Source organism: Paraburkholderia sp. BL27I4N3 (assembly GCF_003386115.1).
In the GTDB taxonomy this organism is placed as follows: domain Bacteria; phylum Pseudomonadota; class Gammaproteobacteria; order Burkholderiales; family Burkholderiaceae; genus Paraburkholderia.
Genome location: NZ_QREJ01000001.1, coordinates 3,525,265 through 3,550,037 on the forward strand (window position 1 = coordinate 3,525,265; position 24,773 = coordinate 3,550,037).

General features: G+C 60.8%; 16 protein-coding genes. 7 read left to right on the forward strand and 9 right to left on the reverse strand.

Going from position 1 to position 24,773, the window contains the following annotated elements:
• Positions 1 to 17 precede the first annotated feature (17 nt).
• The 7 genes from B0G71_RS16000 to B0G71_RS16030 all read left to right on the forward strand — a co-directional run bounded on the left by B0G71_RS16000 (position 18) and on the right by B0G71_RS16030 (position 8,003).
• On the forward strand, positions 18 to 1,442 hold the full coding sequence (locus B0G71_RS16000) for a UbiA family prenyltransferase (protein WP_116142701.1): 1,425 nt from the start codon (positions 18 to 20) through the stop codon (positions 1,440 to 1,442).
• Positions 1,443 to 1,445: 3 nt separating this feature from the next.
• On the forward strand, positions 1,446 to 2,762 hold the full coding sequence (locus tag B0G71_RS16005) for an FAD-binding oxidoreductase (protein ID WP_116142702.1): 1,317 nt from the start codon (positions 1,446 to 1,448) through the stop codon (positions 2,760 to 2,762).
• Entirely contained in the window at positions 2,759 to 3,499 is a 741-nt protein-coding gene (locus B0G71_RS16010; RefSeq protein WP_116142703.1) for an SDR family oxidoreductase, read from the forward strand. The genes B0G71_RS16005 and B0G71_RS16010 overlap by 4 nt, the downstream gene beginning before the upstream one ends.
• Before the next feature lie 15 nt (positions 3,500 to 3,514).
• Entirely contained in the window at positions 3,515 to 5,230 is a 1,716-nt protein-coding gene (locus B0G71_RS16015) for a hypothetical protein (RefSeq protein WP_116142704.1), read from the forward strand.
• Between the two features lie 115 nt (positions 5,231 to 5,345).
• Positions 5,346 to 6,284 (forward strand): NAD(P)-dependent oxidoreductase, encoded by a 939-nt coding sequence (locus tag B0G71_RS16020; protein WP_116142705.1) that lies wholly within the window; start codon positions 5,346 to 5,348, stop codon positions 6,282 to 6,284.
• Positions 6,285 to 6,297: 13 nt separating this feature from the next.
• Positions 6,298 to 7,581, forward strand: coding sequence for an NAD(P)/FAD-dependent oxidoreductase (locus B0G71_RS16025; protein WP_116142706.1), 1,284 nt, complete (start codon positions 6,298 to 6,300; stop codon positions 7,579 to 7,581).
• On the forward strand, positions 7,578 to 8,003 hold the full coding sequence (locus tag B0G71_RS16030) for a GtrA family protein (RefSeq protein ID WP_116142707.1): 426 nt from the start codon (positions 7,578 to 7,580) through the stop codon (positions 8,001 to 8,003). Before B0G71_RS16025 ends, B0G71_RS16030 begins: the two co-directional genes overlap by 4 nt.
• Positions 8,004 to 8,042: 39 nt before the next feature.
• Here B0G71_RS16030 and B0G71_RS16035 read toward each other — a convergent pair whose 3' ends face one another.
• The 9 genes from B0G71_RS16035 to B0G71_RS16075 form a co-directional block, all read right to left on the reverse strand.
• A complete protein-coding gene (locus tag B0G71_RS16035) occupies positions 8,043 to 9,302 on the reverse strand; it encodes a hypothetical protein (RefSeq protein WP_147308680.1) in 1,260 nt (419 codons plus the stop codon).
• Positions 9,303 to 9,304: 2 nt separating this feature from the next.
• Positions 9,305 to 10,468 carry an acyltransferase gene (locus B0G71_RS16040; protein WP_116142709.1) on the reverse strand — a complete coding sequence of 388 codons (1,164 nt, stop codon included), beginning with the start codon at positions 10,466 to 10,468 and terminating at the stop codon, positions 9,305 to 9,307.
• 197 nt (positions 10,469 to 10,665) lie between these two features.
• Positions 10,666 to 11,967 carry a hypothetical protein gene (locus B0G71_RS16045; protein ID WP_116142710.1) on the reverse strand — a complete coding sequence of 434 codons (1,302 nt, stop codon included), beginning with the start codon at positions 11,965 to 11,967 and terminating at the stop codon, positions 10,666 to 10,668.
• A 129-nt stretch (positions 11,968 to 12,096) separates the two neighbouring features.
• Positions 12,097 to 13,233: a non-hydrolyzing UDP-N-acetylglucosamine 2-epimerase gene (gene wecB, locus B0G71_RS16050; RefSeq protein WP_116142711.1), complete on the reverse strand. Its 1,137-nt coding sequence runs from the start codon at positions 13,231 to 13,233 to the stop codon at positions 12,097 to 12,099.
• 27 nt (positions 13,234 to 13,260) lie between these two features.
• Positions 13,261 to 17,355 carry a glycosyltransferase gene (locus B0G71_RS16055; protein WP_147308681.1) on the reverse strand — a complete coding sequence of 1,365 codons (4,095 nt, stop codon included), beginning with the start codon at positions 17,353 to 17,355 and terminating at the stop codon, positions 13,261 to 13,263.
• Between the two features lie 85 nt (positions 17,356 to 17,440).
• Positions 17,441 to 18,916 (reverse strand): ABC transporter ATP-binding protein, encoded by a 1,476-nt coding sequence (locus B0G71_RS16060; RefSeq protein ID WP_404935345.1) that lies wholly within the window; start codon positions 18,914 to 18,916, stop codon positions 17,441 to 17,443.
• An 88-nt stretch (positions 18,917 to 19,004) separates the two neighbouring features.
• Positions 19,005 to 21,458 carry a glycosyltransferase gene (locus tag B0G71_RS16065; protein ID WP_116142713.1) on the reverse strand — a complete coding sequence of 818 codons (2,454 nt, stop codon included), beginning with the start codon at positions 21,456 to 21,458 and terminating at the stop codon, positions 19,005 to 19,007.
• 56 nt (positions 21,459 to 21,514) lie between these two features.
• A complete protein-coding gene (locus B0G71_RS16070) occupies positions 21,515 to 22,639 on the reverse strand; it encodes an ABC transporter permease (protein ID WP_147308682.1) in 1,125 nt (374 codons plus the stop codon).
• Positions 22,528 to 24,699, reverse strand: a complete 2,172-nt coding sequence (locus tag B0G71_RS16075) for a glycosyltransferase family 2 protein (RefSeq protein ID WP_258875612.1) — start codon at positions 24,697 to 24,699, stop codon at positions 22,528 to 22,530. The genes B0G71_RS16070 and B0G71_RS16075 overlap by 112 nt, the downstream gene beginning before the upstream one ends.
• Between the last annotated feature and the right edge of the window lie 74 nt (positions 24,700 to 24,773).

Consider the following 24,773-nt stretch of genomic DNA (forward strand, 5'->3'; position numbering starts at 1 on the left):
CCCTCAGGGCAGAATGAATGCGCAGCAGACCACTCGTCGTCGACCTCGACGGCACATTGATTCGCTCAGACATCCTGATCGAGTCTGGATTTGCCTATCTGAAGGCCGCCCCGCAACGCTTTTACGAGCCGCTGCTGTGGCTCGCGCGCGGCGGCAAGCCGGGTTTGAAAGCGGGCCTCGCCGACGCGACGAACGTGGACGTCGCCGTGCTGCCCTACGACGCCACCGTCCTGCAATGGCTGAAGGTTGAACGCGACGCCGGCCGCTCGCTGGTGCTGGCCACGGCAAGCCACGAACGTTATGCGCAGGCCATCTCGGCCCATCTCGGCATTTTCGACAGGACGTTCGCAACGAACGGCAGCATCAACCTGTCCGCTCACAACAAGCGCGATACGCTGGTCGCCGAGTACGGCGAAAAAGGCTTCGACTACGCCGGGAATTCGCACGACGACCTGGCGGTCTGGCAATCCGCCGACCGCGCGTACGTGGTGAATCCTTCCAACGGTGTGGAACGCGCGGCGCGCAAGATCGGCAATGTGGAACGGGTGATCGAATCACGCCCTCCCGCCACGAAGACGTGGGCCAAATCCTTGCGCCTGCATCAGTGGCTGAAGAACCTTTTGATCTTCCTGCCGCTGCTGGCCGCACATAAGTTGTCTTCCCCCGAACTGACTCTCGCTGCTCTGCTGGCGTTTCTCACGTTCGGCCTGTGCGCCTCGAGTGTCTATCTGCTCAACGACCTGCTCGATCTCGAAGACGACCGTCATCACCCCGTCAAACGCAAACGTCCGCTTGCTTCCGGCGCGCTGCCGCTCACATGGGGACTCGGGCTCTTTCCTGTCTTGCTGGTGGTCGCATTCGTCACGGCATGGTTTTTCCTGCCGTGGCAATTCTGCGCGGCGCTGTTCGGCTATTACGTATTGACGCTGGCGTACTCCACGTTCCTGAAACGGCAGGTGATGGTCGACGTGGTGGTGCTGGCCATGCTGTACACGATGCGCATCATCGCCGGAACGGCAGCGGTCGACGCGCAACTGACTTTCTGGCTGCTCGCCTTCTCGATGTTCATCTTCCTGAGCCTCGCGCTCGTCAAGCGCTACGCCGAACTGCATTCGATGAAAGCGCGCGGCCTCGTCAAGACGCGCGGGCGCGGCTATGTGGCGAGCGACCTGTCGCTCATCTCATCGCTTGGGACCTCGTCCGGCTATCTGGCCGTGCTCGTGCTCGCGCTCTATATTCAGGACGCGAAAACCGCCGGCATGTACCGCCATCCGCAAGTCATCTGGCTCGCCTGTCCGCTGCTGCTCTATTGGGTCAGCCGCACCTGGATCATCGCGCATCGCGGTCTGATGCACGACGATCCGATTGTCTTCGCGGCGCGCGATCGGGTCAGCCTCGCAGTCGTCGTGCTGTGCGGCCTGATTTTCTGGGCCGCGATCTAGGCGATGAGTCGAGTTCTGTCATGGGGACGTTACCCGCCAATACCGCAGGAAGCGCATGCGATTGCATGGCGTGATGCCGCGCGCGCCACGTGGTCGGACGCGGCCCGGGAACACGGCACCACGCTCGCCTTCGGCAATGGCCGCAGCTACGGCGACAGTTGCCTCGCCGCCTCCGGCCATGTCGTGCAAACGCTGCCGCTCGACCGGCTGATTGCCGCCGACTGGCAAACCGGTGTGCTGCGCGCGGAACCCGGCGTGACGCTCGAGCAAATACTCGACGTCGCGATTCCACGCGGCTGGATGCTGCCGGTCACACCGGGCACGAAATACGCGACTTTGGGCGGAGCGATTGCCAACGACGTCCACGGCAAGAATCACCATGTGCGAGGCACCTTCGGCCGGCATGTGCGCCGCTTCGCGCTGGCGCGCAGCGACGGCTCGCAGTTCGAGTGCTCGCCCGACGAGCAAGCCGAATTTTTCGCCGCCACGATCGGCGGCCTTGGGCTGACCGGGCTGATCCTGTGGGCGGAGATTCAGTTGATGCCGATCCGCTCGAGCCTGATCGACATGACCAGCATCCGCTTCGGCGATCTGGACGAGTTCTTCGCATTGTCGGAAAAGCTCGATCCGTTGCATGAATACAGCGTGGCGTGGGTAGATTGCCAAAGTCGCGGCTCGGCGCTCGGCCGCGGCATCTTCATGGCCGGCGACCATGCGGCGGACGGACCGCTCGAAGTCACGCGGCGAAAGAAGCGCACTGTCCCCTTCACGCTGCCGATTCCGGTGTTCAACCGCTTCACGTTGCGCGCGTTCAACGAGCTCTACTATCAGAAGCAGCAGCGCGGCGAAGTCGTCGCGCAGGTCGGTTACGACGCCTACTTCTACCCGCTGGACAGCTTGCTGGAATGGAATCGAATCTACGGGCGCGCGGGCTTTCAGCAATACCAATGCGTGGTGCCGTCGGCTGCGGCGCGCGACGCGACCCGCGCGATTCTCGACGCGATTGCCGAAAGCGGCACGGGCTCATTTCTCGCCGTATTGAAACGCTGCGGTGATTTGCGCTCGCCGGGCCTGTTGTCGTTTCCGATGGAAGGCACGTCCCTCGCTCTCGATTTCCCGCAGCGCGACGCATTGAATACCCGGCTCTTTGCGAATCTCGATGCCATCGTGCGCGAAGCCGGCGGCCGGATCTATCCGGCCAAAGACGCGCACATGCCCGGCGCCGACTTTCGCGCCGCTTACCCTCAATGGCAGCAACTCGAAGCGCTGCGCGACCCCGCGTTACTCTCGCGTTTCTGGGAACGGACCACACGAACATGAAAAACATTCTTATCGTCGGCGCCACGTCGGCGATCGCCATCGCCTGTGCACGTCAATGGGCCACCCAGGGCGCACGTCTTTTCCTCGTCGCCCGCAACGGCGAGCGCCTTCAGCAGGTGGCCGCCGATCTGACCGCGCGCGGCGCACAACTGGCGGCCTGTCATCAACTCGATATCGATCGCCTGGATCTGCATGCGGGCATGCTCGAACAGTGCCAGAGAGAACTCGGCGCGCTCGATATCGTGCTGGTCGCGCCCGGCACCTTGCCGGACCAGGCCGCGTGTCAGGCGGACCCCGCGGTGGCCGTGCGTGAATTCAACACGAATGCCGTTTCGGTGATCGCGCTGCTGACGCCGATTGCCAACATCCTGGAAGCGCAGAAGCGCGGTGCATTGGCGGTCATCTCGTCGGTGGCGGGCGATCGCGGCCGGCCCTCGAACTATCTGTACGGCAGCGCGAAGGCCGCGCTTTCCGCATTCTGCGAGGGACTGAATGCACGGCTGTTCAAAGCCGGCGTCCACGTTCTGACCATCAAACCGGGCTTCGTGGCGACGCCGATGACAGCCGGTTTGCCGTTGCCCGGGCCGCTTGTCGCGACGCCTGATCAAGTGGCGAGCGATATCGTGCGCGCGGTTGAGAAGCGCAAGGACGTGCTCTATACGCGCTGGTTCTGGGCGATCATCATGCTGATCATCCGCTCGGTGCCGCGCTTCCTGTTCAAGCGGGCGTCCCTGTAAAAGGAAATCGGGACGATGAGTCGGCGAGAAACTTCTGGCAACTACGCGGTATTCGCGCTGGGCGTCATCACGTTCGCAACGACGGCGTTCGCGGTGTGGCAGCACTTTTCGCCGTTGCCGTACGGCGACTCGTGGGACGGCTCCATTGGCTTCTATATGCGCGCCGCGCAAGATCCCTGGCACGCGTTTTTCGAACAGCATAACGAACATCGCCTGACTTTCTCGCGATTGATATTTTTCGCCGACATTCGTTATTTCGGCGGCCGAAATGTCTTTTCCCTCATTTCCAACCTGGTGCTCGCGGGTGCACTGGCGGCGGCTTTTTTCCGCATCACGATCCACTACCGCCCCACCCTCGCACGGCAGACGCGTTTCGGACTGGCGGGCGCCATCCTCGTATTCGCCTTCTCGTGGATGCAGCGGGAAAACTTCGCGTGGGGATTTCAAAGCCAGTGGTTCGCCGTTTATCTCTTTGCACTGCTCGCGTTCCATTCAATCGATCGTACCGCCGAAGCCAATGCCGGCGACGAACAGGCCAAACGGCTCGGCTGGCTGACGGCGGCGTTAGTCAGTGCGTGGCTCGCGGCATACTCAATGTCGAGCGGCGTGCTGGTGCTTCCCGCGCTTATCGTACAGGCACTTTACGCGCGACTGAAACCGCGCGAACTGCTGGCAATCGTGATCGTGACCGTTGCCGTATGGCTTGCCTATTTCATCGACTGGCACAAGCCGGGTAGCAGCGGCAATCTGCTCGCCGGCGTACGCGAACATCCCATTGCCGCGATTCGCTACGTACTGCTCTATCTGGGCTCGCCGGCCTTTCAGATCAGGACCGGCCTCGCGGGCGCCTACGTCGCGGGTATTCTGGTGTTGGCGGCGCTCGCGGCAAACTGCTTCAGACTCTTGCGTGCCAGTGCCGATCGTCCGCAAGGGGTGGCCCTGCTCGTCTTTGCCTTGTTCATCGCGGGCAATGCGTTGCTGACGGCGAGCGGGCGGCTTTGGTTCGGCCTGGAGACAGCGCTGGCTTCCCGCTATACGACCGCCTCGCTGATGGGCTGGCTCGCGCTGATCCTCTTTGCTGCGCTGAACAGCCGCACACCGGAACAATTGAGGCGTGCCGTCTTCGTCGCCGCACTCGCCACCTTGGCCGTCGCGTCGGGTCAACGCTTCTTCGTGCGGGCGGATCGTGACGAGACTTACGCACGTTTCGTCGCCGGCCTCGCGCTGCGGGCTCATGTCTATGATCCTGAGATCATCCGTCCGGTCTATCCGTTTCCTGATGCTCTGCCGAACATCGCGCGGCAAGCTGAGGCGGAACACCTGTCCATTTTTGCGCCCGATCAGCCCGACTATCTGGTGCCACCGAGCCAGGTCAACGCGTCCTCGCCCTGCGCCGGCAGCATCGACGACATCTCCGCGACGACGAGCCCCGGCATATATCGCGCGACGGGTTGGATTTACGATCAGGCAGACAAGCGCACGCCACGCGCAATCGTCGTTACCGACGCCACCGGTATGACGCTTGGCACTGGCGTTGTCGGCGCCGAGCGAGGCGACGTTCGCAACGTATTCGGACGAAGCGCCCGATACAGCGGCTGGACGGCCTTTTTCAAGGCACCGGCGAGCGGCGGCATACGAGTCGATGGACAAACCGCCACCGGTGCGTATTGCGCACCGCAAGCCGAAAAACCAATGCCCGCAGTATTGCCCGCCGCAACGACCGTTCAATAAACACTGCCCCCAGCGGCCGCCGGCGGTTTCCAGGCCGTTTCTGGAGACGCCGCGGCTTGCTAGTATCATCTAGCCCTTACAAAGTTGCTGAACGCCCCATTCAAAGAGTTAACGCATGAACCAAACCCGCATCCTTCTTCCAGGCGGCGCCGGCCTTGTCGGCCAGAACCTCGTTGCACGCCTCAAGGCGCGCGGCTACGACAATCTGGTCGTGATCGACAAGCACAAAGCCAACCTGGAAGTGCTTCGCAAGGTCCATCCTGACGTCACGGCAATTTATGCCGACCTGGCCGAACCGGGCGGTTGGGAGCAGCACTTCGAAGGCGCGGATCTCGTCGTGATGCTGCAGGCACAGATCGGCGCTCCGACCATCGAACCGTTCATTCGCAACAACATCACGTCCACGCGGAACGTGCTCGATGTGATCAAGCGCAACCAGATTCCGTACACCGTGCACATTAGTTCTTCGGTAGTGAATTCCGTGGGCGAGGATTTCTATACCGAGACGAAACGCGAGCAGGAAGAGATCGTGCACGCCTCGGGCATCGAATGCGTCGTGTTGCGGCCCACGCTGATGTTCGGCTGGTTCGACCGCAAGCACCTGGGCTGGCTGTCGCGCTTCATGCATCGTGTGCCGGTGTTCCCGATTCCCGGCAGCGGCAAATACATGCGTCAGCCGCTTTATGTCGGCGACTTCTGCAATGTGATCATCAGCTGCATCGAGTCGCGCATCAAGGGTCAGTCGTTCAATATCACCGGCCTCGAACGCGTGGACTATATCGACATCATCCGCCAGATCAAGCGCGCCACTCGCGCACCGTGCGCGATCGTGCGAATTCCGTATGGTCTCTTCTATGTGCTGCTGAAAGTGTATGCCGTCTTCGACAAAAACCCGCCGTTCACCGCGGACCAGCTCAAAGCATTGACGGCTGGAGACGAATTCGAAGTGATCGACTGGGAAGGCATCTTCAAGATCCGCGCCACGCCGTTCGCCAAGGCCATGGACGAGACCTTCAACGATCCGACGTATAGCCACATCGCACTGGAATTTTGAGCCAAGCCACGTTATGAGCGAACAACGCATTGCAGTACTCGGCGCCGGGCCGATGGGTCTCGGCGCCGCCTACCAGCTCGTCAAGGACGGGCGCAAGCCGGTTATATTCGAAGCAGACGACCGGGTCGGCGGGATGGCCGCGTGTTTCGACTTCGGCGGCCTCTCTATCGAACGTTACTACCATTTCCACGCGATCTCCGATCACGCTTTCTTCGAGGTGCTGCGCGAGTTGGGACTCGAAGAAAAAATGCAGTGGCGCGAAACGAAGATGGGTTACTTCTATCAAGGCCGCGTGCAGCCGTGGGGCAACCCCATGGCGCTCCTGAAGTTCAAGGGACTCAGCCTGCAAGCCAAATTCCGCTATGGCCTGCACGCGTTTCTGTCGACCAAGCGCAATGACTGGAAGCCGCTCGATCACGTTGAAGCGACGGGCTGGATTCGCCGCTGGATCGGTGAAGAAGCGTGGGAAGTGTTGTGGCGGCGTCTGTTCGACTACAAGTTCTACGACTACGCGTACAACCTGTCCGCAGCGTGGATCTGGAGTCGTATTCGCCGCATCGGCCGTTCGCGCTACAACCTCTTTCACGAGAAACTCGGCTATCTCGAAGGCGGCTCCGATACGCTGCTGGAAGGCATGCGCCGTTATATCGAGGCCAACGGCGGCGAGTTTCGTCTTGGCACGCCCGCGCAGAAGGTTGTGATCGAGAACGGGAAAGTCAAGGGTATCGAAGCCGGCGGTGAGTTCCTGCCGTTCGACAAGGTCATCAGCACGATTCCGCTGCCCTATGTGCCGCGCGTGATACCGGATCTGCCCACCGAGATTCTCGACGCATTCCGCAGCGTCAAGAACGTGGCCGTGGTGTGCATTATCGCCAAGCTGAAGAAACCGGTAACCGAAAACTTCTGGCTGAACACCAACGATCCGGAGATGGATATTCCGGGCATTGTCGAATACACGAATCTGCGGCCGCTCGATCATCACGTCGTCTATGTGCCGTTTTATATTCCGGGCGAACATCCGAAGTACCAGGAACCGGATTCGGCGTTCATCGACAAAGTGAAACGCTATCTGATGAAAATCAATCCGGCATTGAAGACTGACGATTTCATCGACGTGCGCGCGAGCCGGTATCGTTTTGCGCAACCGATTTGTGAGCCGGGTTATCTCGACCGCCTGCCGCCGATCCAGTTGCCGGTGGAAGGCCTGCTCGTGGCCGATACGTCTTACTACTACCCGGAAGACCGTGGCATCTCGGAGAGTATCGGCCTGTCGCGCAAGATGGCGAAGATGATATGACCCGGGTTCATGCACTCGCCAAGCGTACCTTCGTCTCGAAGAGCTTTCTGCTGTTCCTGTTGACCGGCGGCTTTGCCGCGGCGGTCAATTGGGGCAGCCGGATTGTCTACAACAAGTGGATGCCCTACTCGGCCGCCATTGTCGTCGCGTATATCACCGGGATGATCACCGCGTTCATTCTCGCTAAACTGTTCGTGTTCACGAAGAGCACGCAGTCGACAGGGCGGTCTGTGTTCTTCTTTACGCTCGTCAATCTCGTTGCCGTCGTGCAGACCTGGGCCGTAAGCGTCGGATTGGCGTACTACGTGTTTCCGCGGATGGGCATGACCTGGCATGCGCGCGATCTTGCGCATGCCGTCGGCGTCGCTGTACCGGTGTTCACGAGCTACGTGGGGCACAAGAGGTGGAGCTTCAAGCACTGAAAGGTCAGCGCGACGTAGCCGATCTATCCGCGCATACGATCAGCGCGCAGGCTTGACCTCTGCCCGGAACACATCACCTGGTGGCGCATGAACGAGGAAAACGCCACCTTGCGCCGACACGATTTCATAGGGATACCAGGGAACCCTGAATCGCAAGGCGCTATTCACCAGCATCAGCAGTAAGAGCAGCGCAGCGGCGTAGCGGGCAAGCGCGATTCTGTTTCTGGCGGCCACGATCACGAACGTCCACATGCACAGAACGAGCGGAAAGAACGTGTACCGTGCACTCACGCCCGACCACCGGACAGGCAACTCCGGTGCATCACTCCGCACCACGCCGAGCATCCAGAACACAACAGCGAGCGCGAGCGCAATCACGCAGACGTTGCGCCATTTGCCGGGCAAAGTCGCCACGCACGCCAGAACCGCGGCGAACAGCGCGAATGAAACATAAAACATGCCCTTGCCCAAACCATTGATCCACCGGTCGGCGAGTAAGAAGTCGAGCACGAAATAGCGGAAAAAAGCGCCCAGCCAGCCGAAGTGCAAATATTCGCTTGCTGCGTGGGCTGCCGGATGGTTTGGCGGGCTTGTCAGTAGCGTCACTAGTTGAACCGCGCCGCCGGCCACGACCACCAGCAGCGGCAACCAACACAGGCGCTTTCCAGACCGCTTCAGGTGAGCCACGATGCCCAGCGCGGCAACGGGCGAAAACAGAATGCTGAACGGGCCGGTCAGCGAGAGGAGACCGATAGCGACACAACGGCTGAAAATCCGATTCGTGTCGGTGCGCTGCGTGCTGTCCCAGATCATCGCAATAAGCACGGGCGCGAGCACCCATTGGAGATTCGTGACGGTGAGCCAAGCTTCACCGTTGTGAGGAATGAGAACGGGCGACAGACCGATCAGCCAGGCGCCGGTGCGCGGCAAATAGCGCGCGGCGATCACATACAGGTACAGGCAGGAAACAAGAGTGGTGGACGTGGTCAGCCAGACAAACGCATGCGGCGTTGAAATAACTGTCCCGAACCACGTATAGCCGTATATCAGCAAGCGCGGCACCGCATGCAGGTATCCTGCATAAGACGTGATGATGGCTCGAGCGCCAAGTTCGAAACCTTCTTTGATAAAAATGGGCGCGTCTTCCGCCCATAGATAACCGTGCGTCAGTCGGCCGTGCATGCGGATAAATAGCACGACGAGCGCCAGAACAAAGACAAAAGCGCCGTCGACTAAAGACCGGCGTCGTGACTGTTCATTCTCAAAGCTAGATACGGGGTCTATCTGAATCTCGGCCATCGTTATCGTTGAACAAGGTTCGCACTATTTGCTGAACGCTCGGCAGCCTTTGGCGACAAGCGACGGCGCAAAGCGCGCGCCCAGTTTTGCGACGGCACTTCGACCAGCCTGTTCATCACGAAAGCGAGAACCAGTGCGCCACAAATCGTGGCGATCCAGACAGGAACCGGCCCGAAGCGCGTATAGAGAACGACCAGTGACACGCTCAGTATCACGTAGTGGTTGAGATACAGGCTGTAAGAGATTTTCCCCAACCAGTGTCCAATCGAATAAGCACGCCCTTCCTTGATGGTGAAGGACAGCGCCATCAGCAGGAATGCGCCGATTGAAACGCCCAGGTCGCCGAAAATGCGTCCGCCAATGCTCCACGGATTGTCGAATGGATAGGAGAACAGGACCAACGCCGCGATCCACCACATGGTGCGAGACTTGGCCGGCAAGGCAGTAACCCTGTCGACAATCTGAAAACGACACGAATAAAACCACGCGCCTATGACAAAGAACGTACCGTAGTGCGTCGTCAGGAGCGCATCCTGAAGCGGCCAGGGAATATGGGTAGGCGATCCAGCCAACGCCGCAATACCGATGAGCGTCGAGCTTACTACCGCTGCAATGACGGCCTTGAATCGAAAACGGTTGACGAGAAAGGCAATGATCGGGAATGCCAACGACCATCTCATCTCATGCACGATCGACCACATCGGCGGATTGATCGCGCCGGTGTCATAGCTTCCAATCATTTTCAGATGATCGAAGATCACCTGCTTGTCGAGTACGGGATGCGCCGTGTACATCCAGCCGCGCTCCCAGACATAGCCCGCGCGGCCAACAAGCCAGTACAGACCGACGGCGACCACGAGCGACCCAATGAACGGAGGATAAAGCCGGACGATCCGCGCGGCGGCAAACGTAAGGTAACGGCGCGACCTCAGTTCGCCGTACATATGCGCGAGCGCATAGCCGCTGAGCATGAAGAACACGATCACTGCCTGGTGGCCGGCCCATAAAACACGCAGGGGAGTCCATTTCAGCCATCCCCACAGCGGCTCGACCTTGTAAAGCCCTGCCACCGTGGTATGCGCGAAAACGACGATCAAGGCCGCATAGCCCCGCAGCATGTCCAGCGACGGCGCTCGGTCCTTTCCCGCATTTACCGAATCCACCATGAATCGCCTCTCCCGCCGCCTATTTCTGAGACAACGATTTTACCAGTGATTTTCCGGGATTTTTCCCTTCCCACGATTCGGCGGGAGCGGAATCTCCCCAATGCATGACATCAATTGACGAAGCGAGCCTTTTGCGCAGCGCTATCTGCCGCGACCACGAGTCGATTTTCCGACGCCACGCAAAGGTTTGAGGGGCCTCACCGCACGCGTTTGATTGTCGTCACGAATAAATCGCCAGGCGGAGGCGATAACCGGTACGAAACGACATTACCAGTCACTAGCGACGTAATATTCGTCGCAGGCCATTTTCCGCTCGCAAAACCAGTCGCGCTGGACATGCAGACCAGCAGCAGGAGCACACCGGCTGCCGATTTGGCACCAACGCCATTCGCCTTTGAAAGGCAAATGACAAATGTCCAGAAGCAGAATACGAACGGCACGAAGAGATATCTCGATCCGCCCATCGCCCATCTCATGGCGAGATCCGTGCGTCCAAACCGGGCTATGCCAAGTGCCCAGAACAGGACAGCGAGAAAAAGAAGTGCGGCACACGCAAAACGGTAATTGCCGGGCGTCTTGTACAGCGCAAAACCACAACATGCGATAGCGATTAGCGACAGGCAAATACGCACGCCACCACTCCATTGATCGTTCAACGAAGCCGGACTTAAAAAATCGAGAACAAAATAACGAAGGAAAGAACTGATCCAGTGGAAATCAGCCGGATTGAATTTGACCAGGCCACCTTGCGAACTCGCGTGCATCAAGCACACCATTTGGGCTGTCAGTGCCAAACCGTACGCGACAAACAGGCCCCATGTGCGACGTGCCCATTCGTGCCGCCCCTTGATGAAAGCGGCCCCAATGACGAACACACTGAACACAAGCCCAAACGGGCCGGTCAGAGCCAGCAGCACGATCAACGCCGCGTCGAGATAAAACACTCGCACTGGAAAGACCTGTCCGGCTACGAATTCCCGCCAGAGCAGAACGAGAAGCAAGGGCCCGAGGATCCATTGGAGATTGGTGACCGTCAGCCATATTTCGCCATCCTGAGGGACGACAATCAGCGCAAGCGCGAAACACATGGCCGCGACGCGGCCGACATGGCGATACACGGCAGTAAACAGCAGTGTCGCAGCGCCGGCCAGCACGATCGCGCAGACCCACGCCAGGACCAGTGGCGCATGGACAGGTGAACCCACGGATGCATACGCCGCAACGAGCAGACGCGGAACCGCGTGGAGATAGCCCGCGTACGGAGCAAATATCGACCTGAAGCCTTCCTCGTAGCCGCCCTTGAGAAAGATCGATGCGTCCTCCGCCCATAGGAAGCCTTGTGTCAGGCGTTGCGGCATCCGCGCGAACGTCAGCCCGAACGTGATTGCGAAGACGGCTAGCAACCAGATCCCGTTAGAGGCCTTGTCATCGATTACCGGTGCGTTCGGCCCGGCCGCGATGGGCGCCCCCGCTGCCCAGGTGCGGTCTTTGGATTTCATATTTTTTTATCGATCAATACCACATGGCCACGCTGACAGCACTCGGCCGAATGCGCGCTGAACGCAAGCGCAGGCGCAAGCGGGCGAGCTCAACGGATGCCCGGCCTGCGACCGCCAGCGAAATGCCAATCAGAGCTGGGCGAACTTCGATTTCAGAATGGCAACGATCTGAGCGCCCGCGGTTCCATCGCCAAACGGGTTTTTGCCGGCGGACATTGCTTGATAAGCTGCGGGATCGTCGAGCAAACGCGCCGTCTCACGAACGATCGTGGCCACGTCCGTGCCGACGAGTTTGTTGACGCCGGACTCGACGCCTTCCGGCCGCTCGGTCACATCGCGCATCACGAGAACCGGCTTGCCCAACGCGGGCCCTTCTTCCTGAATGCCGCCCGAGTCGGTCAGGATGATGTGGCTGGCCGCCATGAGCCGCTGGAACGGCTTGTAGGTCAACGGCTCTTCCAGATAGACGCCCGGCTGATCGCTCAGCACGCGGTTGACCACTTCCCGCACCTTTGGATTCATATGCACCGGATAGACGATACGTACGTCCGGATGCGCCTCGGCGATTGTCCGCAACGCCGTGCAGATGTTCTCGAAGCCAGGCCCGAAACTCTCGCGACGATGCCCCGTCACCAGCACGATGCGCCGCCCTTCGGCGAGTGCGGCCTCGACACGCTCCGGCAATTCGACATGCTCGTTCTTCAGGCGCTCGAGCATCAGATACAGCGCATCCACCACGGTATTGCCGGTCACGAAGATCTGCTCCGCGGGCACCTGCTCCGCCAGCAGATTCTTCTTCGACAGTTCCGTCGGTGCGAAATGGAGATCGGTCACGAGCGACGCCACACGGCGATTGAGTTCCTCCGGAAACGGCGCGGCCATGTCATGGCTGCGCAACCCGGCTTCGATGTGCCCGACGCGAATGCGACGATAGAACGCCGTCAACGCGGCCACCTGAACGGTCATCGTGTCGCCTTGCACGAGGATGATGTCGGGCGACTGCGCGGCGAGGAATTCGTCGATCGCGGTGAAGAGACGCGCGCTCAGCCCCGCCAGCGACTGATTCTGCGACATCACATCCAGGCTCGCGTCCGGCGTCACGCCGAAGTCCGCGAAGGCCTGCATCAACATTTCCCGATGCTGTCCGACCGAGCACAGGCACACGTCGAAATCGTCGGGCGCCGCGCGCAGCGCCTGCACCACCGAGATCACCTTGATCGCTTCCGGCCGTGTGCCGGCAAACACCACTACTTTTTTCTTTGCCATGGTAGATATCCTTTGAAACCGGCAGCTTCAGACCACTTCGGGCCGCACATCGGTCAACTTGAAGTAACGGCTTTGACGCTGAGGCAAATACGACGCGTAGCGAACGCAATCGGCGTTCGTGCGAGTCAGGATGGCCGCGAAAATCTCGGCGTGCCGCGTGTAGGCTTCCGTCGGTGTCATCGACTGGAACGACTGCTGCAAACTCTCGCGCGGCTGGCGCACCGGCCGCTCGGCGTGCTCGACCATCGTTCTGGCCAGTTCGTCGCGAACCGCGTGCAGTTCCCACTCGTTGGCGATGGCCTGATAGAACTCGGCGCCGTCCAGCGTCGACCAGTCGTCACGATAGGCGCGAATCACCGTGCTTGCCTCGCCAATCAACTGTTCGCGGGCGCCGCCCACATCGGTGGCAATGACCGGCGCGTTGCGCTGAAGCGTCTCCGATATCGCCAGACTCCAGCCTTCGGTAAAGGACGGCATCACGACCGCGCGCGCCAGGTCGACGAATCGATAGACGTCGGACCGATAGCCGGGCATCGACACCACACCTTGCAAGCCGTGATGCGCAATGCGCTCCTGGAGCCGCGCGGCGTAGCCGGCATCCGAATGCTTGCCGAGGATCACGAGACGGATGTCGGGCCGCTTCGCATGCGCGATCGCAAACGCGTCGATCAACAAACCCTGACCCTTCACCGGATTGATCGAGGCGACATTGACGAAGACCGGACTATCCGCCGGAAATCCGAGTTCCTCGCGCAGCGCGAGGTCGCGCTCCGGCTCGAGCAAGGGCATCGCGCTGCCCGAGTCGCAGCCGTTCGGCACGACGATCATGCGGTCCGCGCTCAGGCGCAGGTTCACATCGGCGAACATCGCGACATTGGCCGACACGCAGATATAAGCGTCCGTCACCTCGTCCACGCGACGCCACTGTTCCTTGCCCGCGGCGTCGAGCCACATGTACATGTTATGCACGGTCTGGACGAACGGTATCTTCAGCGAAGCGCACACCTCGCTGAGCGACAGCGAATAGTGAGCATTGACGAGCGCCACCTTCCGCTCGACCAGCACGGCGCGAAGCTCGGCGGGATCGCCTGGCAGGCGCACGTAGTCGAACTGGCGCTCCTTGAGTTCGGCCTCGGCCTCGGTCGCGATTTCGCTCGTGAAACCGAGCATGGGTTGAAAGCCCGCCTTGCCCAAACGGTCCAGCAAGTCGAAGACGACACGTTCCAGACCGCCGACCATGAAGCTGTCGACCTGCAGCATCACGACCGGCGCGACCGACGGGTTGAAGGCGGCAGCGTCCGGCACGATCAACGGCTGCGTGCTATTGATCGCTTTCCAGAAACGGCGCGCGGAGTCGACGACGTTTGCGGGTGTCGCTTCGATCACCATGGGGTGTAGCAACGCCAGCCCAAGGAACACGTGATGGTCGAGTGCAATACACAAGTCCACATGGTCGTAGACGTCGCTGCGCAACGCGTACGGGTTGTCGCCCGCCGTGAACACGACGACGATCACCACGCCAGGCGCTTGCGGTCCCAAAGACCGCAAATCGGCGGCGGCGATGATTTTCAGTTGCGTGTCATCTGCATTCAGGTCGCCCGCACCACGCTCGCTTGCAGGCAAGACAGACGCGAGCGCCTGACTGGACGCCCAATGCGGCGCGTCCGAGTCGAACTGCGCGAGCCATTGCGCGACGCGCCGTTCGTTCAGCAACAATGGCGCATTGGGAAAGCGCTTCACGGGCGCCGGGACCGGCGCCGGGGGCCAAGCGGCCGGTGCGGGCTGGCGGGTGCGGCCCGTCATGCCAAACCGCCGCGAAAGCGCACGAGCCGCGCGCAGGAACCTGGCCTTCAAGGTTCGCGCAACGGCGACGCGCAGCGCCTCGCTGGTGAGCACCTGTTCCTTGAGCGCAACCGCGAGACGAGCCTTTTCTGCTTCGTCTGCAGCGGCAGCCTGTTTGAGAGCAGCCACGTCGCGATCCTTCTCTCTAATCACGCCTTCCAGGCGGTCTGCCTCGATCCTGCCCGCCTGAATCAAGCCCTCGAGGCGAGCCTCCTCATCTTTGCCTTGCCGGATGACGCCTTCCAGCCGCTCGGCTTCGCCTTGCATGTGCCGGGCGACATCCTCCAGACGCTGTGTTTCGGCGTACAGGAAGGCGTTGCGGTCCAGCAAGGCTTCGATCTGAGTGTCCTTGACTTCGAACACACGCTCGTAAAATCCCCGGTGTTCACGCCACACCAGCCCAGGCCGATACTCGGCATCGGCCAGATAATTCAGAAGATAAGCGCACCGTGCGCCTAATTCGGCCAGTTGCGACACTTCCGGCAAGCCGAAACCCAACGGCTTCGCCGTGTCGCCGAGAATGTTCACCCAGTCGCCCGACAGAACCCGTTGGACTTCCTGCACCGCCCGCTCAAGATACTGGCGCGCGGCCTCATAGTCGCGGCGGCCTACGGCAAAGCTGGCCGCCAGATCGAGCGCCGCAACCGTCTTGGTTGCCAGCAGCGGACTAAACGGAACCGGGTCCATCGCGGCGCACTTCAAAGCCCAAGCCTCGGCACCTTCCAGATCGCCTATCGCCTGCAACAGTTTCGCGGCCACATAACTCTGCGAGATCGACCACCGCAGATGTTGTGCGTCCTTCTTATTCGTATCCAGGTACGCCTGAATTTCCGCCACGCAAGTGCGCACCGTATCCGTCGAGGCTCGCGCGGCAAGCACGCGATACGCGTGGCCACAAAGCGCGGCGCCATAGTCGGCGGTGTCATGCGGCGCCTGCTCCAGGACTCGCGCTTGCAGGCTGCCCAGTTCGGCATCGTTGTTCATGCGCGTGCCGATGGTCACCATGCTCCTGAAGAGCCATGGATTGACCATGCCGCGTCCGTCCGGCAATACATTGAACGCCGGCGAATCGGCGTGCTGATACATCGTATCGACAAACGCCGACGCATCCGCGCCGACAGGATCACGCATCGAGACGACGATCACATGACCGTCGCTGGCCACGAGGCGCTCGTCGAGTGCCATCTTGCGCCAGGCGACGTCCGACGGCACACCTGGCGGCGAAATAAACGCGCATTCCGGCAGCCAGCTTGCATGGGTCGAACCGGCAGTGGAGCGCAGCAGTTCGACCGGCGACTGTAATTCGACGGACGCGTCGCCCGTCCTCTGCGGCGCCTGGAGGCCCAGAATCAACCGACCGCCGGGCCGCACGATGTCGGCAAGCCGCGGCCAGTCGAGCGGCGCAAAGCGGCGAACGTCGCGGCAAATCACCACGTCGAATGAATGGCTCGCAAGCTCATGCAAGGCCTCGCTGGCCCACGGCTTGAAATCGACGCGGCCGGCTTCGCCATATTGAGCCGACGCATAACCGCACCGCGACGCCTCCGGCACAATGCCGAGCACGTGGCGCGCCGCCGAGTTCTGCGCAACGACGTAAGCGCCGCTGCCGGCCGTATTGTCCAGCACGAGAACGGCGTCGCCGGCTCGAACGAAGCCGTCGATCTGCGTGAACTCAGCGACTGCGGTTTGCGACGCCGGGTCGGTATGCCGCAAGATATCTTCGGCGGGTGCCGAGCTTTGTTCCGTCGACGCGTTCGCGGCACGCTCGAATGCGCAGACTTCGTAGCCGCCCAACGGCGGCAGCGGACGAGTCAGCCGCGCGAAGGTCAAGCGCGCGTGAATGCGAAAGCCAAGTTCGAAGGCCTGTTTTTTGGTCTCGACGGCTGAGGCAGCGTCGGTCCCGTTCTGCGCGACCGGCGTCACCAGCGCGGCATTCCTGATCCCCGCTTCCGCAATCAGCCTGAGCCACGTTGCCGCTTCGGCGGCCAGGCTGTCCGGCGGGAGAACGACGATCGCCGCGTCGAACGATTCACGGCGGGCAATGTCGAGAGCGGGCGCCGTCACGGACGCCGCTTCGAGCCGGTCGGGCACGAACCGATGATCGGCTTGCGCGCCGCCATCCGCGTCGAGCGAAAGCGCGTACGGATCGGTTCCGGCGGTCAGCAGAAAGTCGAGCGCATCAGCGGCATGCGCGCCGATGTACAGGATCCTGCCGTGTCCGAAACAGGTGACGCACTGGCGCAAGCATGCTCGCACATCGTGGCTTGAAAACACGGTCATACAGTCGATACCAAGGTTTTGTACGGCGAGCCGTTTTGTCGAAGAAGGTCAGCCGTCCAGATGATTGCGACTGACGCGCGTTGACTCACGAGGCTTCGCCGGTGGGTGCTTCAAGTTCGGCGCGCATGTGCAGATCGCACACACCGCCGAAGAAATGCGTGTCGACGCGCGCACGGACCATGAAGAACGCGGCCTCGTCGATCCAGTGCAAGATCGCCTGATCGGAGAAGTTCATCGACTCCTGGTGGATCAGCGAGGCTTGCACTTCGTAGAAGTTTTCGCCCAGCGCGCAGCGGTCCATCGTGAAGACGACGGAATGCTCTTCGCCCGCGCGAAATTTGCGGTTCCAGAAAATGAAGCCGTCCTGCTTGCCGGCGATCAGTTCGGCGTCCTGGTTGAACGTGCCCCAGGAGTACATCTTGATGCCTTCCTTGTTGCGGATACGCAGATTGACATAGAGCTTGTCCATGTCCTCACGGATCGAGAATTTCACCACGATCTTGATCGTATCGCCGGTATAGAACGTAGTGCATTGCTCGCCCGCGCCGTCCAGCACGGAGACGTCGGTAATCATCGCTTCGAGGCTGCCGAATTCGAACTTGCCGCCTTCGTTGCGCGCCTCCGTTTCCAGCTGGTCCGTTGCGTCCGCGACGTTCGACACGGCTTGCCCGAGATGCCCTTCGGCGGCGGCGGCTTCGAGCGGTTCGGCTGTCGCGGCGGGCGCCGTCAATTGCGGCGACTCGACGGGCGCCGCGACCACCGGTGCGGTGTTCGCCTTGAGCGCCTGCTTGTGCTCGGCGATTTCCTTCTGCTTGGCGAGGTTTTCCTCGTCGTGCAGCAGTTTGCGATAGGCCAGCACGACTTCACCGGAAGGCCCTGAGGCCATCACCTCGCCGTGGTGGAGCAAAATCGCGCGGTCGGTAAACGTGCGAACCGACTCGATGTCGTGTGACACGAACAGAATCGCGACGCCACGATCGCGCAGCTGGCGAATGCGCTGATAGCAGCGCTTCTGGAACAGCGCGTCGCCCACGGCCAGTGCCTCGTCGACGATCAGCACATCCGGGTTCAGTTGCACCTGCACTGCAAAGGCAACGCGCACCATCATCCCGCTCGAGTAGTGCTTGACGGGTTGGTCGAAGAAATCGCCGATCGCCGCGAAGCGGATGATCTCCGGCATCGCCGCGTCCATTTCCTTGCGCGTCAGGCCAAGAATCGAGCCGTTCAGATAGGCGTTCTCGCGGCCGGTAAACTCCGGGTTGAAACCGCTGCCCAACTCCAGCAGGGCCGCAACCCGGCCATGCACTTCCACGTCGCCCTGGGTCGGCGAGAGGACGCCGGCGATGATCTGCAGCAGCGTCGATTTACCGGCGCCGTTACGGCCCACGATACCCACCGCTTCGCCCTTCTTCACATTAAAGGAGATGTTGCGCAGCGGCCAGAATTCGCCGAAAAACTGCCGACGCCCACGAAGCAGCATCTGCGCCAGCCGATGGTGAGGCTTCGCATAAAGTTCGTAACGCTTGCTCAAATCGCGAACGTGGATAGCTATATCGTCCAAGACCACTCTCTTTGTTGATGAACAGCTTTACACAAAGCTGTGATCGGGAGCCGCCCGCCTCTCGTGCGCGGCGGCCCCGGTTAGCCGACTAGGTCAGCGCCTCGATGAGTTCCTTCTCGCCCGTGGCCTTCTGCTCGACCAGCCGCTCGCAGATGGCCCGATTGTGCGCGGCCATCTCCATGCGCGTGGCCGCGTCCGGAATCAGCCCCTTGGCAAAATCCTCGACGCTCACGTAACGCATGCCGTATGTGTTGAAGTCGCCGATGTTGGGCGTGTCCACGATGGGTACGATGCCGAACGCCAGGTACTCGATCAACTTCGTCGGACAGGACACGTGGTTCACCACCATGTCGTCGCGCAGAATGAAGCCGAAATGGCACTGCTGGTACACCTCGTTGAGCTCGGCACGCGTCGCGCTGGCCACATGGAAGTTCGGGTGGTTTTGAACCTCGGGCGCCGCCGCGTTTCTCATCACCTCGACATCCGGCGTGTACATCCACCAGTCGGCATGGTCCAGTGCGCGTGCGACCACATCCATCATGGCGGGTACGTTTTGCCACTTCTGCGTGCCGCCGGCATAAATGACCGTGGGCCGGCCGTCCTTGTAGGGCCGCGCCCCTTCGCTTCCTTCTTCCAATGCGAAGATCGGCAACACGATCACTTTCGCGCGCAGCAACTCGCGGTACTTGTGCGCGAGATAGTTGCCCATGGCCTGCGACACGACGATCACACGGCTCGCTTTTTCCACCGCCATGCGCTCGCAATCGTCGTGGATGCGCGCGGAGAAGAAATCATTGTGCATCCGAAACTCTTCGGGCACGACACCGTGCACGTCGAGCACCCACTTCAGACCCGGCACGCGAAGCGCCGCTTCCGCCGCCGCATTCGGCATGCGCAAGACGCTGTGGAAATAAACGCGTTTGAAGCGGCGCGCCAGCAACGCGACGAGCCGGCGCTGATTGCGCGACGCCAGGGAAATATTCAGCACCCACGCGTTATGCGCCGCCCTTTCGATGAAAGGCTTCGCCTCCGGATGACCGCGCACGTCGCAATACACCCTGTGTTTCGAAGGGAACAGCGAATCGATCGCTTTGACGCGCTGGAAATAGCCGTCACGCTCGCGCTCCTTGGTCGGATACGGCGCGAAGAAAAGAATTCCGTCGCCGTGACGCAGCAGTTGCAACAATTCGTATCCGCGCACGAGGCGGCTCACCTTCGAGGTGGGGAATTGCGCTGCGCGAGCCAGCCGGTTCGTCACGCGTTGCTTCAGGCTGAGCGGCTTGTCCTGCGACTTGGCGGCTTGCATCGCGGTCAGCTCGCGAGCCATGCCCGACGTCCTAGCGACCAGCGCATCCAGTTCATCGGCGAACGACTCGAATCGAACCTTCATGCGCTGCACGACTTCCGGCGACACACCCTGGCCGTCCGCCGACAGGTATAGCTCGATGTCCGTGTCCAGACTGTTGATCGCGGGCAACAGTGATGCCACCGACGCGGGTTGGTCGACATGCCGCCCCATCACCAGCGAACGCAGATCGTTCAGCTGTTCAGTCTGCCAGCGCGCGGTTTCGCCACCCAAGTGCTTCGAATAGGCTTCGAGGCCTTCTACGAGCGTGCGCATCTGGCGTGCGTACAGGCGATGCGTTTCGAGGTGAATCGGAACCCGTTTCGGCGAGGCAATCGCGAACAACGAATCCTGCATCCAGGCGGTCACGGACAGGCGCGTGCGGTCCTGCCATGCGCGGCCATGCTTCTCTTCGAAGCGCGCGCGGTTCTGCGCGGCGAATCCTTGCGCCTCCACCACGTCCAGCTTGCCGAACGAAGCCGAGCCCCAGTGATGGATATACACATCGCGCGCCACGTACATTTTGAATCCGCCTTGCAAAATGCGGACGCAGTGGTCGTCGTCTTCGTAAGCGCCTGGAAAGAAGCGTTCGTCGAGCGTGCCGACGCTTTCGATCAACTCGCGCGAGAACAGCACGCAGTAGTAACTCAGGAAGTCGCTGTCGACGGTCAGGCCGAGCCAGCCTTCGCGGCGGCGAATCGCAAACTCCGTGAGCACCGGCATATCGAGCGCGGCGCTGCCTTCACCCAGTCTGTTGCGGTCGCCGAGATGATAGGGAATGGGAATGCCCTGCTCATTGTTCGACGCGTTGGTCAGCGGGCCGATCGCATCCTTACCTGCCGCGACGAGATAGTCCAGCCAGTGGTCGGTGACGATGACGTCGCTATTGAGCAGGCAGATATGCGTGATCGTCGGATCCGCGAGGCAGTACTGGATGCCGATGTTGTTGCCACCGGAAAAGCCGAGGTTCTTGTCTTGCTGAAAGAATTTGCCTTGCAAGCCGTACTGGGCGACGGCGTGCTCGAACGTGGCCTGCACGGCGGCACGCTCGGCCGGCCGGGATGCGTTATCGATCGCGGCCACCACGAATTCCGTATCGCTGCGGGTCTTGATCAGACTCTCGATCGCAAGCGCGAACACCTCCGCTGAATTGAAGGTTACGATAACAATGCCAACACGCGCCTTCTTGCTATTCATTATATTGATCCAATACCTGCCGACGTTAATTCGACTTATACCTTTAAGCGAATTTCCTAAATCACATCAGGAAATCCTTTTTTGGATTTCATAAAAAACCAATAGCATGCGCACAGAAAAGCAATCGACACGGCCAACTGAATAATCATGCCGACCGCATCCGGCCATTGGCCAAAGAAAAATACGTGCCGCACGTTTTCCAGCACCGGTGTAAAAGGATTCATCGCGACCGCGAATCGCAGGATTTGCGGCACCATGTCGAGCGGATAAAACACCGGGCTCAGATACATGATAGCCATGGAAATGGGCGGCACCAGCAGCTTGATATCGGGCAGATATACGCCGAGCGACGCCAGCAGATACGTCACGCCCAGCACGGCGAAGAACATCGGCAGCAGAACGACCGGCAGCGCAATGGCGGACAGCGGCGGCAGGCCGACGAACACCAGGTTGAACAGGAGAAGAAGGCCATAGCCGATCGCCGCGTTCACGACCGCGGACACAGTAATGGCGAGCGGCAACACCTCGAGCGGGAACACGACCTTTTTGATAAAGTTCGGATTCTCGCGCATCAGCATCGGCGCGCGCAGAAAGCATTCGGAAAAGAACGTGTAGGTGATGAGTCCGCTGAAAAGAATCAGCGCGGACGCCTTACTGTTTAACCCTTCGCCGGCCCAGCGCGCCTTAAACACGACGCTAAAAACAAAGAAATAGACCAGCAAAGTCAGGATTGGCGTAACGATCATCCAGACGGAGCCGAGCGCCGAACCGCGGAATTTAGTCGCAAGGTCACGGCGGACAAAGTCCCACAAGAGCGACCGATGCCGCAAAACAGAAATTTGCATTGATAGGTTCCGACAAACCGTCTGCGCTTCGATTGTCATACCGATGCAGACGGTGCTAAAAATTCCGGCGGCGTGTTGACAGGCGCGCCGGAACGTCATGAATATGTGTGGATACAGCCGCCGCCATCTTAACCCGGCATTCTGCCGTAGCGGACTGAACCCCGTCAAATCAAGCGCCAGCGTGCCGCAGCCGGCTTCGTGCAGACGCCAAGCCGTCGGCGCCGCTATTCGAACTGGCCGATGCGGGGCGGCGACGCCAGCGTAAATGGCCGCACCTCGCAGCTGAGCGACAGATTCGGGTTGTACGCCGGATCGCGTTCGAACCAGCCTTCCCAACGTGCCTCCATGCGGCGGATTTCGCTCACGAACCGCTCGTACTTCGCCGGATCGAGGTCCGAGCCGCGAGTCGCCGATTCGTGGTGGTACATCTCGGCATACGGCGTCCAGATATTGCGGTAGCCCGCCTTCAGCAGCTTCATGCAGAAGTCTACGTCGTTGAAGGCGACGGCCAGGTCTTCTTCCAGTCCGCCCACTTCGTCGTAGACCGACTTCCTGACCACGAGGCAAGCAGCGGTCACCGCCGACAGGTTCTGCGTCGCCACCGCACGTCCGAAGTACCCGAAGTGACCGCGCTTCATCATGTGATGCATATGGCCGGCAATTCCGCCGAGACCGAGCACCACGCCGCCGTGCTGCAACGCATCAGTCGGATACCACAGGCAGGCGCCCACCGCGCCGGCGCGCGGCAGATTGGCCAGACTGACCATTTCATTCAACCAGTCCGGAGAGATCACCTCGATATCGTTATTCAACAGACACAGGAATTCACCGGTCGCAACGCGCGCCGCGTGATTATTCAATGCCGAGAAATTGAACGGCGATTCATCGCGCAAAACGCGCACATTGGAACGCTGCGATATTTCGTCGAAATATTTCATTGTCTCCGGCTGCACGCTGCCGTTGTCGACGATGATGATTTCGAAATTCTGATAAAGCGTGTAGCCAAAAACGCTGTCCAGACATTGCTTGAGCAGCACAAGCCCATCCCGCGTCGGAATGATGATCGACACTTTGGGCTGCGGACTGGGCAGCGTATAACGCACGCGCAGCACCCCGAGTGATTCAACCGGATGCTCGACCGTCGCGCTGATATTCGCGCGCTTCAGGTGATCTTCCAGCGCGCGAATCGCGGCGATCAGCGCATACGGCTTCTCGCTGCCGCTGCCCGCCGTGCTGCCGGGCACGATGCGCCAGTGATACAGCACATGCGGAATGTGGATCACGCTGTCGTCGCCGGCAAGCTCCACGCAGCGCAATGCCAGGTCGTAATCCTGGCTGCCTTCGAAGCCCTTCCTGAAACCGCCCGCTTCGCGAACCAGCCTGGTTTCCAACACGCCCAGATGGGAAAACATGTTCTGCGTGAGGAACATCTGCGGGTTCCAGTCGGACTTGAAGTACGGCGTGGTGCGCTTGCCCTCGGTGTTGAGCTTGTCTTCGTCGCTGTAGAACATCCGGCCCTGCGGATGCAGATTGATGTAGCGCGCCACCATGTACAACGCGTGCGGCGGAAGCAGATCGTCGTGGTCCAGCAAGGCGACGTATTCGCCCGTTGCAAGCGCGAGTGCGCTATTGCTGGCCTCGGAAATATGACCGTTCGTCTCGCGGAAGACGACCTTGATGCGGCTGTCGGCCGCGGCGAGTTCCTGCAGGACCGCCTTGACGTGCGGCTGGGTGGAAGCGTCGTCCGCAATGCACAGCTCCCAATGCGGATAGATCTGCGTCTGCACCGACGCAACCATCTCGCGCAGCAGACGTTCGTCGCTGTTGTAGGTGGGCACAACGACAGAGATCAGCGGCTTGCGCGCCAGCAGAGCAATTTCCGCTTCGATTTCACGTTGCTTGTCCGGCGTGACCGTATCGTACTGGCTGATCCACTCATGGTAGACCTCGTCACGCGGCGGACCGTCGGCAAATCCGCGTCCGCTTTTGAGCCGGCGCACGCGCGCCACGACGCCTGGCAGGCCTTCGCGCCCGATCACCGACGCGTAATAGCCCAGCGCGCTGCCCAGCCCGCCCCTGACCTCGGCTTGCCGGCCAATGGTGCTGAATGCGAGCCGCACCGCCGCCGCGATACGGCTCACCGAGCGCAGCGGTGCCGTCACACGCCATGAAGTCGAATTCAGCAACGTGGCCTGCTCAACCTCCAGCTTCAGAATCCGATTGTTAAGCTTGGCGATCGACTCGCCGTCGTTGATCGCGTCACCGAGCTGTTTCTCGAGCTGCGCCACACGCGCCTGAAGACCGCGCGCATCTTCAGCGCCGGACGATAACGGCTCATCGTGGGAGACGTCCTGACTGACTGCATCCTGCTGATGCCCGCTAAATTTCGTATTCATGCAATTCCTTCCTGCGCGTCCGACGAGATGCCTGCTGCCCGTGGAGTTCGTGGTCAATGGCATCGACTGCTGTC

What these genes read in the sequence shown, in the direction of transcription:
- B0G71_RS16000 (WP_116142701.1), top strand. Translation starts at nt 18, where the DNA reads ATGCGCAGCAGACCACTCGTCGTCGACCTCGACGGCACATTGATTCGC.
- B0G71_RS16005 (WP_116142702.1), top strand. Translation starts at nt 1,446, where the DNA reads ATGAGTCGAGTTCTGTCATGGGGACGTTACCCGCCAATACCGCAGGAA.
- B0G71_RS16010 (WP_116142703.1), top strand. Translation starts at nt 2,759, where the DNA reads ATGAAAAACATTCTTATCGTCGGCGCCACGTCGGCGATCGCCATCGCC.
- B0G71_RS16015 (WP_116142704.1), top strand. Translation starts at nt 3,515, where the DNA reads ATGAGTCGGCGAGAAACTTCTGGCAACTACGCGGTATTCGCGCTGGGC.
- B0G71_RS16020 (WP_116142705.1), top strand. Translation starts at nt 5,346, where the DNA reads ATGAACCAAACCCGCATCCTTCTTCCAGGCGGCGCCGGCCTTGTCGGC.
- B0G71_RS16025 (WP_116142706.1), top strand. Translation starts at nt 6,298, where the DNA reads ATGAGCGAACAACGCATTGCAGTACTCGGCGCCGGGCCGATGGGTCTC.
- B0G71_RS16030 (WP_116142707.1), top strand. Translation starts at nt 7,578, where the DNA reads ATGACCCGGGTTCATGCACTCGCCAAGCGTACCTTCGTCTCGAAGAGC.
- B0G71_RS16035 (WP_147308680.1), bottom strand. Translation starts at nt 9,302, where the DNA reads ATGGCCGAGATTCAGATAGACCCCGTATCTAGCTTTGAGAATGAACAG.
- B0G71_RS16040 (WP_116142709.1), bottom strand. Translation starts at nt 10,468, where the DNA reads ATGGTGGATTCGGTAAATGCGGGAAAGGACCGAGCGCCGTCGCTGGAC.
- B0G71_RS16045 (WP_116142710.1), bottom strand. Translation starts at nt 11,967, where the DNA reads ATGAAATCCAAAGACCGCACCTGGGCAGCGGGGGCGCCCATCGCGGCC.
- wecB (WP_116142711.1), bottom strand. Translation starts at nt 13,233, where the DNA reads ATGGCAAAGAAAAAAGTAGTGGTGTTTGCCGGCACACGGCCGGAAGCG.
- B0G71_RS16055 (WP_147308681.1), bottom strand. Translation starts at nt 17,355, where the DNA reads ATGACCGTGTTTTCAAGCCACGATGTGCGAGCATGCTTGCGCCAGTGC.
- B0G71_RS16065 (WP_116142713.1), bottom strand. Translation starts at nt 21,458, where the DNA reads ATGAATAGCAAGAAGGCGCGTGTTGGCATTGTTATCGTAACCTTCAAT.
- B0G71_RS16075 (WP_258875612.1), bottom strand. Translation starts at nt 24,699, where the DNA reads ATGAATACGAAATTTAGCGGGCATCAGCAGGATGCAGTCAGTCAGGAC.